The sequence below is a fragment of the Cellulosimicrobium sp. E-16 genome, from assembly GCF_049913115.1.
Taxonomy (GTDB): Bacteria; Actinomycetota; Actinomycetes; order Actinomycetales; family Cellulomonadaceae; genus Cellulosimicrobium.
In genome coordinates this window covers 1,569,741-1,581,934 of record NZ_CP183974.1, presented here as the reverse complement: position 1 = coordinate 1,581,934, position 12,194 = coordinate 1,569,741, and the positions used below count along the sequence as shown (strand labels likewise).

Here is a 12,194-nt window from a genome sequence, read left to right as displayed (position 1 = left end):
CTCTCCTCCGTTGCCCTCAAGAGGGATCGTGTGTCCTACTTCTTACCCTGCGACGCAGAGGTTATTCCGTGCCGGAACTCCACGACGTCGCCGTCGGCCATGACGTAGTCCTTGCCCTCGACGCGCGCCTTGCCCGCCGCCCGGGCTGCGGCGACGGACCCCGTCGCGACGAGGTCCTCGAAGGAGACGACCTCGGCCTTGATGAAGCCGCGCTCGAAGTCGGTGTGGATGACCCCCGCGGCCTGCGGCGCGGTCCAGCCCTTGCGGATGGTCCAGGCGCGCGCCTCCTTGGGACCCGCGGTGAGGTAGGTCTGGAGCCCGAGGGTGTCGAACCCGACGCGCGCGAGCTGGTCCAGCCCGGCCTCGTCCTGCCCCGACTCGGCGAGCATCTCCTTCGCCTCGTCCGGCTCGAGCTCGACGAGCTCGGACTCGAACTTCGCGTCGAGGAAGATCGCCTGGGCCGGCGCGACGAGCGCGCGCAGGCGGTCCTGCAGGTCGTCGTCCACGAGGCCGGCGTCGTCGGTGTTGAAGACGTAGATGAAGGGCTTGGCCGTGAGGAGCTGGAGGCTCGCGACGTCGGCGAGGTCGAGCCCGGCGGCGGCCGCGCCCTGGAAGAGGGTCGTGCCGGCCTCGAGGATCGCCTGCGCCTTCTGGGCGGCGTCGAGGAGGGCGGCGTCGCCCTTCTTGATCTTCACCTCCTTCTCGAGGCGGGGAACCGTCTTCTCGAGCGTCTGGAGGTCGGCGAGGATCAGCTCGGTGCTGATGGTCTCGATGTCGCCCTCGGCGTCCGTCGAGCCCTCGACGCGGACGACGTCCGGGTCGGCGAACGCGCGGGTCACCTGGCAGATCGCGTCGGCCTCGCGGATGTTCGCGAGGAACTTGTTGCCGAGCCCCTCCCCCTCGCTCGCGCCCTTGACGATCCCGGCGATGTCGACGAACGACACGGTCGCGGGCAGGATGCGCTGGCTGCCGAAGATCTCGGCGAGCTTGTCCAGCCGCGGGTCGGGGAGCGAGACGACGCCGACGTTCGGGTCGATCGTCGCGAACGGGTAGTTCGCCGCGAGGACCTGGTTGCGCGTCAGGGCGTTGAACAGGGTGGACTTGCCGACGTTGGGCAGGCCGACGATGCCGATAGTGAGTGCCACGTCGCCCGAGTCTACGGGCCGGGGCCGCGGTGCGCGGACCCCGGCCCGGAGGTCAGGCCGCGGACATCACCTTCTGGAGCAGCTCGGGCGCACGCCGGTCGTACGCGCGGGCGCCCCAGCGGACGCCGAGGAGCAGGACGACGACCCCGACGGCGACACCGACGGCGAGCGTCACCCAGCCCACGGCGGGCAGGTCGGCCAGGATCGCGACGAGCCCGGGCACGAGGAACGGGAGCGACAGCGCGAGGACGAGCAGCATCGCGACCGACTGCGCGACGAGCGTCGCCATCGCGGCGCCCTGCGGCTGCTTGAACGGGCTGTCGCCGGGCTTGGGCACCGGGTACAGCAGCCGCGCCGAGGTCGCGCTCGAGACGCCGGTCGCGACCAGGAGGGTGCCGACCGTCAGGCCGAGCAGCGCCGGCAGCGCGTCCCAGCGTCCCGCCACGGCGACCGAGACCACCGCGAAGACGAGCGACACGACGCCCCCGGCGACCAGCACCGGCAGGGCGCGACCCCACCGGTCCGCGCGCCCGGAGACTCCGGTCGACACGTGCAGCGCGAACGCCGTGTGGTCGTACGCGATGTCGGCCGAGATCGAGAAGCCGAGGATCCACGCGGTGAACGGCGCGAGGGCGAGGAAGATCTCGGACCCTGCCCCTCCGCCCACCACGAGCAGCACGACCGGGATGAGCGGGACGACGGCGATCGACCCCGAGTAGCGCGGGTCGCGGAGCCAGTACGTCGCGGTGCGTGCCGCGACCGCCCCGGTCGGCGTCGCGGGGAACCGCGAGAAGAAGCCCAGCCCCTTGGCCCGGCCCCCGGAGCCGGCCGCGGGCGGTGTCACGAGCGCGCGGGCGAGCGCCTTGTCCCACACGACCCACGCCAGCGCGAGGGTGGCCAGCGCGACGACGAGCCGCGCGAGCGCGAGGCCCCACGCGCCGTCGTGCACCGCGGCGCCCAGGCCCCAAGGGGCGCCGAACGGGGTCCAGGCCGCGATCTCGGCGAGTCGCGACACCATGCCCTGCACCGCGTCGCCGTCGACCGGGCCTTCACCGAGCTGCGAGCCGACCCAGGCGAAGGCCGGGCCGACGAGGACGAGCGGCACGAAGGCGGCGATGGTCACGACCTCGCGGTAGCGGCGCGACTCGAGCAGCGGGGCGAGTGCCGTCGTCGTGGCTCGCGAGCCGACGACGCACAACGCCACCGCGAGCACCGCGCCGACGAGGGCGGCGAGCACCGCGAGGGGCGTGCGCCACCACGCGAAGGAGACGCCGAGCGCGGCCAGCGCCGTGACGATCCCGGGGATCGACACGACGCCCGCGACGGCGAGCCCGGCGAGGAGCCGGCGCTGCGGGATACCGAACAGGACGAAGCGCTGCGGGTCCAGGGTGGCGTCGACGCCCAACGCGAAGAGCGGGATCACCCACCACCCGAGGACGGCGAGCGCACCGACGAGGATCATGATCGACCCCGCGAGCGCGGGGTCGTCCGTACCGAGGACGACCATCCCGACGACGAGCATCCCGACGACGAAGAGCCCGTAGAGCGCCCCGACGAGGAACCCGATGGTCTGCCACACGCTCCGCCGGAACGTGTTGCCCATCAGGGTGAGCTTGAGCCTTACGAACTGCGCAACCACGCCAGGCCCTCCGTACTCTGCCGGCCACCGACGAGGTCGACGAACCGGTCCTCCAGGCTCTGGTCGCCGCGCACCGCGTCGACCGTGCCCGCCGCGAGGACGTGCCCGCCCGCGACGACGGCGACGTGGTCGCACATGCGCTGCACCAGGTCCATGACGTGGGAGGACACGACGACCGTCCCGCCGCTCGCCACGTAGCCCGCGAGGATGTCGCGGATGTTGGCGGCCGAGACCGGGTCGACGGCCTCGAACGGCTCGTCGAGGACGAGCGTGCGCGGGGCGTGGATGAGCGCGGTCGCGAGCGCGATCTTCTTGGTCATGCCCGCCGAGTAGTCCACGACGAACGTCGTGGCGTCCTTCGCGAGGTCGAGCGCCGCGAGCAGCTCGGCCGTGCGCTCGGCCACGGTGTCCCGGTCCATGCCGCGCAGCAGGCCCGCGTACGTGACGAGCTGCGCCCCGGTGAGCCGGTCGAACAGCCGGACGCCGTCGGGCAGGACGCCGAGCTGCCGCTTCCCCGCGACGGGATCGGCCCAGAGGTCGGTGCCGTGCACGTGCGCGGAGCCCGCGTCGGGGCGCAGCAGCCCGGTCGCCATGGACAACGTCGTCGTCTTGCCCGCGCCGTTGGGCCCGACGAGCCCGTAGAAAGAGCCTGCCGGGACGTCCAGGTCGATGCCGGCGACCGCGATCTTCTCGCCGAACCGCTTCCACAGGCCGCGCAGCGAGAGCGCGGCGGCGGGGTCGGGCGGCGTCGGGAGGCCGGGCTGCGTGCCGGTGAGGGGCCCGGGCGCGGCACCGTGCGGCAGGCCCGGCGCGGGGGCGGGCGCGCCGGCCGGCGCGACAGGTGGGACGGGGTGGGGATCGACCATGCGGCCAACGTAGCGGAGCCCTCCGACCTCGTGCGGTGCCTTTTGTCACGACCTGTCCGCCAGAGCGCGCGCGACGTGTCGGGGGCCGTCGTGTCGGTCCCCCGTGGGAGGGTGCCGCCATGGACACCTCGGGATGGTTGCTCTTCGCGGTCGGCCTCGTGCTGGGGCTCGTCGGCGGTGCCGCGCTCGTCCTCACCGTGCGGCGCGCGTCGCCCGACGCCGCCGCGGCGGAGGTCCGCCGGCTCACCCAGCTGCTGGGGCAGGCGCAGCAGGAGGCCGCGCGCGGCGCCGGTCTGGCCGAGCGGCTGGAGGCCGAGCGCGAGGGCTTCGTGCGCCAGCTCGGCGCGGCGCAGCGCAGCGCGGACGAGCGCCTCGACCTCGCGCGGGCGACCCACGAGCAGCAGCTCGCCGAGCTGCGCGCGGCGGCCGAGCGCCGCGTCGAGGAGGTCCAGGGCGACCACCGCCGCCTCGAGGGGCAGTTCGAGGTGCTCTCGCGCAAGGTGCTGGCCGCGGGCACGGAGCAGTTCCTCGTCCAGGCGGAGGAGCGCCTGCGCCGCAGCCAGGAGCAGGGCGCGGCGGACCTCGAGCGCCGCGAGAAGGCCGTGCGGCACCTCGTGGAACCGCTCGCGGGCGCGCTCGAGAAGGTGCGCGCCGAGGTCGCCGAGGCCGAGCGCGCGCGGCTCGCGGCGCACGGCAGCCTCGCCGAGCAGGTGCGCGGGGTCCGCGACGCGTCGGAGCTGCTGCGCGCCGAGACGTCGCAGCTGGTCACCGCGCTGCGGTCGTCGCAGGTGCGCGGGGCGTGGGGCGAGCTCCAGCTCCGCCGCGTGGTCGAGGCGGCCGGGATGCTCCCCCACGTCGACTTCGTGGAGCAGGACCAGGTCGCGACGGACGACGGGGCGCTGCGCCCCGACATGGTGGTGCGGCTCGCCGGGGGCAAGCAGGTCGTCGTCGACGCCAAGGTCGCGTTCCTCGGCTACCTCGACGCGCAGGGTGCGACCGATCCCGCGGTGCGCGCGAACCGGCTCGCCGCCCACGCCCGCCACATGCGCAAGCACGTCGACGACCTCGGCGCCAAGCGCTACTGGGACCAGTTCGGCCCCGCGCCGGAGTTCGTCGTCATGTTCGTGCCCGCGGAGTCGTTCCTCTCGGCAGCCGTCGAGCAGGACCCGTCGCTCCTCGAGCACGCCGTCGCGAAGAACGTCGTCATCGCGACGCCCATGACCATGGTCGCGATGCTGCGGACCATCGCGTACGCGTGGCGGCAGGACGCGCTCGCCACGAACGCGCAGCAGGTGCTCACGCTCGGCAAGGAGCTGCACGGGCGCCTCGCGGTCATGGGGTCGCACCTGGCCAAGCTCGGGCGGCAGCTCCAGAACGCCTCCGACGCCTACAACCGCACGGTCGGCTCGCTCGAGACCCGCGTGCTCGTCAGCGCCCGGAGGTTCGCCGACCTGCACGTCGTGGACGAGGAGCTCGCGACGCCCGCCACCGTGAACCCGCAGCTCAGCGCCATCAGCGCGCCCGAGCTCCTCGCGTCGGTCAACGAGTCCGTGGTCGCGATCGACGAGCGCCCCGAGGACCGTGAGGAGTCCCGTCGGGAGCCGTCGGCGGGCGGCGCGAGCGCCTGACCTCCCGCCCGGAGCCGGCGGCTGCGGGCGACCCCGACCGTCAGACGGGCTGGACGGAGAGCGAGGTGCGGCCCCCGCGGGCCGGACGACCGCCGTCGGACCCGGACGCCTTGAGGTCGGTGCGCAGCTCGCGCGGCAGCGAGAACATGAGGTCCTCGGTCGCGGTGCGCACCTCCTCGACCTCGCCGAACCCCCGCTCCGCGAGGTAGGCGATCACGTCGTCCACGAGGATCTCGGGCACCGACGCACCCGACGTCACCCCGACGGTCGTCACGCCGTCGAGCCAGGCCGGGTCGATCTCCTTGGCCCGGTCGACGCGGTACGACGCCCCGGCACCCGCCTGGAGCGCGACCTCGACGAGGCGCACCGAGTTCGACGAGTTCGCCGAGCCGACGACGATGACGACGTCCGCGTCGGGCGCGAGCTTCTTCACCGCGACCTGGCGGTTCTGCGTCGCGTAGCAGATGTCGTCGCTCGGCGGGTCCTGGAGCGTCGGGAACTTCTCCCGCAGCCGGCGGACGGTCTCCATGGTCTCGTCGACGGAGAGCGTGGTCTGCGAGATCCACACGACCTTGTCGGGGTCGCGGACCACGACCTTGTCGACGTGGTCCGGCGAGTCGACGACCTGGACGTGGTCGGGCGCCTCGCCCGCCGTGCCCTCGACCTCCTCGTGCCCCGTGTGGCCGATGAGCAGGATGTCGTAGTCGTCCTTGGCGAAGCGCACGGCCTCCTTGTGCACCTTGGTCACGAGGGGGCACGTGGCGTCGATGGTGTCGAGGTTGCGCGCCGCCGCGGCGGCCTTGACCGCCGGTGAGACGCCGTGCGCCGAGAACACGACGCGCGCGCCCTCCGGCACCTCGTCGGTCTCGTCGACGAAGACCGCCCCGCGCTCGCTCAGCGTCTCGACGACGAACTTGTTGTGCACGATCTCCTTGCGCACGTACACCGGCGCGCCGTAGTGCTCGAGCGCCTTCTCGACCGCGACGACGGCCCGGTCCACACCCGCGCAGTAGCCACGCGGCGCGGCCAGCAGGACGCGCTTGCGGGGCGCGGCGTCCAGCGGTGCCGCCTCCGGCGGGACGGCGGGGCGGTCGGACGGGTGCGCGGACGAGCCGGCGGGGAGGTCGCTCACGCCACCGAGTCTAGGCGAGCGCCCGCGCGCCGACCCCGGTGAGGCCCGTCACCACGGGCCGCGCCCGTGCTCCTCCCGCCCTCCTCACAGCACCGACTCCGGTGCTCCACCGTCCCTCCGCGACTCGCTCGCAGGAGGGGCACGGGCGCCGGACCAGGAGACGGATCTCACCCCGGCGGGACGGCGCTCCGGGTCGCCGGACGTCCGACGTCCCCGGAGGATCGAGTGATGGCCGACGACCTCGACCCGATCGACCCCACGACCCCTGACGCGTCCGACCACCGCACGTCCGGGGGACCCGTCGACCCCGCTGAGCCGACACGACCCCGGCGCCGCGTGTGGCCCTGGCTCGTGCCCGGGGTCGCCGTCGTGGTGGCGGGGGCGCTGGTCCTCGCGGCGTCGCTGGAGCACGACCGGTGGGTCGCTTCCGTCGCGCGGTACCACGCCGACGTCGCCCAGGCGGAGCGCGACGCCGTGACCGCCCGTGCCGGGGCGGAGGCGGCCTACCTGCCCCGCCTCGCGACGCTCGCCGTGGCGGAGGTGATCGGCAGCGCCGTGCTGACGCAGAGCGAGGGCCAGGTCGAGGACCCCGCCGTGCGCGACCCGCTGGCAGCGGCGCTGCCGGAGGCCGCGACGCTCGTCGGAGCGCCCGTCGAGTACCCGGTCGAGGACCGCACCGTCGACGAGCTCACGCGTCCGAACCCCTTGTTCCCTCGTTCGTCGCCGGAGCGCCGGTTCGAGGTCGTCACGGGGTCCACGCCGTCGCCCGAGGCGCTCGACGACGCGACCGCAGCGGTCGCCGCCGCGACGCAGGACGTCGCGTCGGCGTGGCAGCAGTGGGCGTACGACGGGCTCGAGGACGCCGTCGCGGAGGGCCGCCCGGTGCTCACCGAGTCGGCAGGGCTCGTCTCCGACGAGGCGCACCGCACGTCGCTCGACGCCGCGCTCGCCGCCGCAGGCCCCACGCTCGACGCCGGCGCGGGCGGTGCCCCCGTCGCCGAGACCGTGGCGCAGCGGGACGCCGTGCTCGGCGCCACCGAGGCGGTGTGGACCGACCGGCTGGCGCTGACGCTCCAGCAGCGACGGGAGCTGGGTCGGGCGCAGGGGGTGGACTGCACGGTCGACCGGTGCGTCGCCCTGACGTTCGACGACGGGCCGGGCGCGGACACCGAGCGCCTGCTGAAGACGCTCGCGGAGAAGCACGTCACCGCGACGTTCTTCCTCGTCGGGACCAACGTCGAGAAGCGCCCCGACGTGGTGCGGGACACCGCCGCCGCGGGCCACCTGCTCGCGAACCACACGTGGGACCACCCGCAGCTCACGACGCTCGACGACGACGAGGTGCGCGCCGAGCTCGAGCGCACGCAGGAGGCGATCACGACGGCCTCCGGCGAGACACCCACGTTCCTTCGCCCCCCGTACGGCGACGTCGACGACCGCGTCCGGTCGGTCGCGACGCGCACCGGGCTCCAGGTGATCCTCTGGAACCTGGACACGCTCGACTGGAAGACCAAGGACGCCGCGGAGACCCGACGGCGCGCTGTCGAGGGTGCCCGACCGGGCAGCGTCGTCCTCATGCACGACATCCACGCCACGACGGTCGACGCCGTGCCCGGCATCATCGACGACCTGCGCGCCCAGGGGTACGTGCTCGTGACGGTCGACCTGCTCGCCCCGTGAACGGTCGCCCAGCCACGGCGACGCCCGCTCCGACCGGTGGGCGCGCCGGGTGGGCGTGGGTGGGGTGCGGCAGGCTGGTCCCGTGACCGCCTCGCTCCCCCTGCCCGACGACGTCCCGCGGCCGGGCACCCCGTCCGCGCGGTCTCCCCGGCCCGGGGACCGCGGCCCGCTGCCGGCGCGCGCGCTCGAGACGAGCGCGGACCACCCGTGGCCCGTGCGGCTCCTCGCCCGCAAGATCGAGCAGTACGTGGACCGGATGGCGCCCGTGTGGGTCGAGGGGCAGATCGTGCAGCTCAACCGCCGTCCGGGCACGTCGACCGCGTTCCTCACGCTGCGCGACACCGACCTGGACATGTCCCTGCCCGTCTCCGCGGCCACGCGCGTGCTCGACGGCACGCCGCTGGCCGAGGGCGCTCACGTCGTCGTGCACGCCAAGCCGGTGTTCTGGACGCGGCGCGGCACGCTCCAGCTCCAGGCGCGCGAGATCCGGCCGGTGGGCGTGGGCGACCTGCTCGCGCGCATCGAGCACCTCAAGCGCGTGCTCGCGGCCGAAGGGCTGTTCGACGCCGAGCGCAAGCGCCCGCTGCCGTTCCTGCCGAAGGTCGTCGGGCTGGTGTGCGGGCGGGAGTCCAAGGCGGAGCACGACGTGGTGGTCAACGCGCGCGCCCGCTGGCCCCAGGTCCGGTTCGAGATCCGTGAGGTCGCGGTCCAGGGGGCGCACGCGGTCCAGCAGGTGGGCGACGCGATCCGGGCGCTCGACACCGACCCGGACGTCCAGGTGATCGTCGTCGCGCGTGGCGGAGGGGCGGTGGAGGACCTGCTGCCCTTCTCGAACGAGGCCCTCGTCCGGGTCGCGGCGGCGTGCCGCACCCCGCTCGTGAGCGCGATCGGGCACGAGACGGACAGCCCGCTCCTCGACCTCGTCGCGGACTACCGCGCCTCGACCCCGACGGCCGCCGCGAAGCGCGTCGTCCCGGACGTCGCGGAGGAACGGGCCCGGGTGGCGCAGGGCCGTCACCGGCTGCGGACCGCGGTCGCGGGGCGCGTGGCGCGGGAACAGGCGCTGCTCGACGGACTGCGGTCCCGCCCGGTCCTGGCCGCGCCCCGCACGATGCTCGCCGACCACGCCGAGCGCGTGGACGCGCTGCGCGACCGCGCGCGACGCGCTCTCGACACGCGGCTCGTGCGCGCCTCGGGCGAGGTGGGACGGTTGGAGGCCCAGGTGCGCGCTCTGTCGCCGGCGTCGACGCTCGAGCGGGGGTACGCCGTCGTGCAGCGGACGGACGGCCACGTGGTCCGCTCCCCCGACGACGTGGCGGCAGGAGACGGGGTCCACGTGCGGCTCGCGCGCGGTGCGCTCGACGCGGAGGTCACCGCCACGCACGACGACGGGCCCGCGCCCGACGCTTCCCGGGGCGCGTCGTGAGACGCGTCCCGCACCCCGAGGTGTCCGGCTATCGGACGCCCGGTCCGACCACGATGCACAGATGGGGTTGAATACTGCCGTGACTTCCTTTGACAACGCTGTCACGCCCGACGTCGCGACGCTCTCCTACGAGCAGGCGCGCGACGAGCTCGTGCAGGTCGTCGCGCGGCTCGAGGCCGGCGGCGAGCCGCTCGAGGCGTCGCTCGCGCTCTGGGAGCGCGGCGAGGCGCTGGCCGCGCGCTGCCAGGAGTGGCTCGACGGCGCGCGGGCCCGGCTCGACGCGGCACGCGCCCCGGAGAGCCGCACGCACGACGAGCCCGACGAGACCCCCGACGACACCACCGGAGACGACCGATGAGCACCTCCCCCGCAGCCCCCTCGACCGACGGCGCCCCTGCGCAGGGCGAGCACGTGCTCGTCGTCGGAGAGGCGCTGATCGACGTCGTGCACCGCGCCGACGGCAGCGTCGACGAGCACCCCGGCGGGAGCCTCGCCAACGTCGCCCTCACCCTCGGGCGGCTCGGCCGCGACGCGCGCCTGGCCACGTGGCTCGGCCCGGACGAGCGCGGCGACGCGATCCGGGCCTGGCTCGACGACTCCGCCGTGACCCTCGCCCCCGGCAGCACCGACGCCGACCGGACCAGCGTCGCCACCGCCCACCTCGACGCTCACGGCGCCGCGACCTACGAGTTCGACCTCGAGTGGCGCGTCCCCGCCGGCACCGCCCCGGCCGCCGGCACGCTCGCCGTGCACACCGGCTCGATCGCCGCCGTCCTCGAGCCCGGCGCGTCCGACGTGCGCGCACTGGTCGCCGCCGCGCGCGACACCGCCACGATCACCTACGACCCCAACGCCCGACCCGCCCTCATGGGCGACCCCGCCGACGCCCTCGCCCGGATCGAGGCGCTCGTCGACCTCGCCGACGTCGTCAAGGTCAGCGACGAGGACGTCGCGTGGCTCGTGCCCGGGGCGGACCCGGTCGCCGTCGCGCACCGGTGGCTCGCGCTCGGCCCCGCGCTCGTCGTCGTGACGTTCGGCGGCGAGGGCGCCGTCGCCGTCACCGCCGCCGGGGAGCAGCGCGTCGCCGCCCCGCGCGTGAGCGTCGTCGACACCGTCGGCGCGGGCGACTCCTTCATGGGCGCGCTCGTCGACGGGCTCTGGGACGCGGGCCTTCTCGGCGCGGACCGCCGCGAAGCCCTGCGCGCGATCGACGCCGCCACGCTCGCCGCCCTGCTCGAACGCTGCGCCGCCGTCGCTGCCGTCACCGTCTCCCGCGCGGGCGCCAACCCGCCCCGCCGCGCCGAGCTCGCGTCCGCCTGAGCCGGCTTTCGGGGACGTCTCGGCCGCCCGGGCAGACCGCCCGGGCGGCGGCGACCCTCAGACCTGGGCGTCCTGCTTCTGCGCACGCTCGAGCGACCGCTTGCGGTCCTCGGCGTTGTCCTCCTCGATCCGGTCGGCCTCGGCGTCGTCGCGCGTGAGGTTCTCGCTCGTCTCCGGGTCGAAGATCATCATCTTCGTCGGGTCGAACCAGAGCTCGGTGGTGTCGCCGTCGCGCACCCGCGACGCGGAGTCGAGGGCGACGACGAACTGGGTGCGCAGCCCCTCGCCGTCGAGCTCGCGGTCGAGCTCCTCGAGCTGGCCCTTCACGGACTCGTGCATCTCGAACGGGACGTACGCGTAGAGCTCCGCCCCGAGCCACTCGGTGACGTCGATCTGGATCTCGAAGGTGTGGCCCCGGTCCTTCTTGGACGGGTCAACGAGCCGCGCGTCCTCGAAGTGCTCGGGACGCAGCCCCACGATGACCAGTCCGCGGTTCCCCACCACCGACGCGACGTTCTCCGGCATGTCGAACTCGCCGAAGGGCAGCGTGATCCGCCCGCCCGACACCTCGCCCGGCAGGAAGTTCATGGGGGGCGTCCCGATGAACCCCGCGACGAACAGGTTGACCGGCTGCTCGTAGAGCCCGCGCGGGCTCGCGACCTGCTGGAGCACGCCGCGCCGGAGCACGGCGACACGGTCGCCGAGCGTCATGGCCTCGGTCTGGTCGTGCGTGACGTAGACGGTCGTCGTGCCGAGGCGCCGCTGGAGGCGCGCGATCTCCGTGCGGGTCTGCCCGCGCAGCTTGGCGTCGAGGTTCGACAGCGGCTCGTCGAAGAGGAACGCCTTCGCGTCGCGCACGATCGCGCGTCCCATCGCGACGCGCTGGCGCTGGCCGCCGGAGAGGTTCGCGGGCTTGCGGTCGAGGTGCTCGCGCAGGTCGAGCATGTCGGCCGCACGCTCGACCTTCTCGCGGATCTCCGCCTCGCTGTGCTTGCCCTTGGCGAGGCGCAGCGGGAAGGCGATGTTCTCGGCCACCGTGAGGTGCGGGTAGAGCGCGTAGTTCTGGAACACCATCGCGAGGTCGCGCTCGCGCGGCGCCTTCTCGTTGACGCGCGCGCCGTCGATGTCGAGCTCGCCGGACGTGATGTCCTCGAGCCCGACGATCATGCGCAGCACCGTCGACTTCCCGGAGCCGGACGGGCCCACGAGGATGACGAACTCGCCGTCGGCGATGTCGAGGTTCACGCGGTCCACCGCGAGGAACCCGTCGCCGTAGCGCTTGACGATGTCCTTGAGGGTGATCGACGCCATCAGCTCTCTCCTCGGGTTCGGCGTGCGGCACGGTGCCCGACGGCGCG

Annotated in this window: 10 protein-coding genes; 5 read left to right on the top strand and 5 right to left on the bottom strand. The window is 74.3% G+C overall.

The window, feature by feature from the left end:
- Positions 1-35: 35 nt before the first annotated feature.
- The 3 genes from ychF to ACN9MS_RS06900 are packed head-to-tail and all read right to left on the bottom strand — an operon-like array spanning position 36 to position 3,650.
- Positions 36-1,145 carry a redox-regulated ATPase YchF gene (gene ychF, locus ACN9MS_RS06910; protein WP_426311276.1) on the bottom strand — a complete coding sequence of 370 codons (1,110 nt, stop codon included), beginning with the start codon at positions 1,143-1,145 and terminating at the stop codon, positions 36-38.
- A gap of 52 nt (positions 1,146-1,197) precedes the next feature.
- On the bottom strand, positions 1,198-2,784 hold the full coding sequence (locus ACN9MS_RS06905; protein ID WP_426311275.1) for a hypothetical protein: 1,587 nt from the start codon (positions 2,782-2,784) through the stop codon (positions 1,198-1,200).
- Positions 2,766-3,650 (bottom strand): ABC transporter ATP-binding protein, encoded by an 885-nt coding sequence (locus tag ACN9MS_RS06900; protein ID WP_426311274.1) that lies wholly within the window; start codon positions 3,648-3,650, stop codon positions 2,766-2,768. Before ACN9MS_RS06900 ends, ACN9MS_RS06905 begins: the two co-directional genes overlap by 19 nt.
- 119 nt (positions 3,651-3,769) lie before the next feature.
- Here ACN9MS_RS06900 and rmuC point away from each other — a divergent pair, with 119 nt between their 5' ends.
- Complete coding sequence (gene rmuC, locus ACN9MS_RS06895; RefSeq protein WP_426311273.1) at positions 3,770-5,278, top strand: DNA recombination protein RmuC; 1,509 nt, start codon at positions 3,770-3,772, stop codon at positions 5,276-5,278.
- A 40-nt stretch (positions 5,279-5,318) separates the two neighbouring features.
- Here the strand turns inward: rmuC and ACN9MS_RS06890 are convergent, their stop codons facing one another.
- A complete protein-coding gene (locus ACN9MS_RS06890; protein WP_426311848.1) occupies positions 5,319-6,338 on the bottom strand; it encodes a 4-hydroxy-3-methylbut-2-enyl diphosphate reductase in 1,020 nt (339 codons plus the stop codon).
- A 300-nt stretch (positions 6,339-6,638) separates the two neighbouring features.
- Between ACN9MS_RS06890 and ACN9MS_RS06885 the strand changes: the two genes are divergently transcribed.
- From ACN9MS_RS06885 to ACN9MS_RS06870, 4 genes are all read left to right on the top strand, one after another.
- The gene (locus tag ACN9MS_RS06885) at positions 6,639-8,090 is read left to right on the top strand and encodes a polysaccharide deacetylase family protein (RefSeq protein WP_426311272.1); all 1,452 of its coding nucleotides are present in this window, start codon (positions 6,639-6,641) and stop codon (positions 8,088-8,090) included.
- An 82-nt stretch (positions 8,091-8,172) separates the two neighbouring features.
- Positions 8,173-9,516 (top strand): exodeoxyribonuclease VII large subunit, encoded by a 1,344-nt coding sequence (gene xseA / locus ACN9MS_RS06880; protein WP_426311271.1) that lies wholly within the window; start codon positions 8,173-8,175, stop codon positions 9,514-9,516.
- A 61-nt stretch (positions 9,517-9,577) separates the two neighbouring features.
- Positions 9,578-9,874, top strand: coding sequence for an exodeoxyribonuclease VII small subunit (locus ACN9MS_RS06875; RefSeq protein WP_426311270.1), 297 nt, complete (start codon positions 9,578-9,580; stop codon positions 9,872-9,874).
- The gene (locus ACN9MS_RS06870; protein WP_426311269.1) at positions 9,871-10,836 is read left to right on the top strand and encodes a carbohydrate kinase family protein; all 966 of its coding nucleotides are present in this window, start codon (positions 9,871-9,873) and stop codon (positions 10,834-10,836) included. Before ACN9MS_RS06875 ends, ACN9MS_RS06870 begins: the two co-directional genes overlap by 4 nt.
- 57 nt (positions 10,837-10,893) lie before the next feature.
- Here ACN9MS_RS06870 and ACN9MS_RS06865 read toward each other — a convergent pair whose 3' ends face one another.
- Complete coding sequence (locus tag ACN9MS_RS06865) at positions 10,894-12,147, bottom strand: ABC transporter ATP-binding protein (protein ID WP_426311268.1); 1,254 nt, start codon at positions 12,145-12,147, stop codon at positions 10,894-10,896.
- Positions 12,148-12,194 lie beyond the last annotated feature (47 nt).

Coding starts and splice junctions, on each gene's coding strand:
- ACN9MS_RS06865 (WP_426311268.1), bottom strand. CDS start 12,147: ATGGCGTCGATCACCCTCAAGGACATCGTCAAGCGCTACGGCGACGGG.
- ACN9MS_RS06870 (WP_426311269.1), top strand. CDS start 9,871: ATGAGCACCTCCCCCGCAGCCCCCTCGACCGACGGCGCCCCTGCGCAG.
- ACN9MS_RS06885 (WP_426311272.1), top strand. CDS start 6,639: ATGGCCGACGACCTCGACCCGATCGACCCCACGACCCCTGACGCGTCC.
- rmuC (WP_426311273.1), top strand. CDS start 3,770: ATGGACACCTCGGGATGGTTGCTCTTCGCGGTCGGCCTCGTGCTGGGG.
- ACN9MS_RS06875 (WP_426311270.1), top strand. CDS start 9,578: ATGGGGTTGAATACTGCCGTGACTTCCTTTGACAACGCTGTCACGCCC.
- ACN9MS_RS06900 (WP_426311274.1), bottom strand. CDS start 3,650: ATGGTCGATCCCCACCCCGTCCCACCTGTCGCGCCGGCCGGCGCGCCC.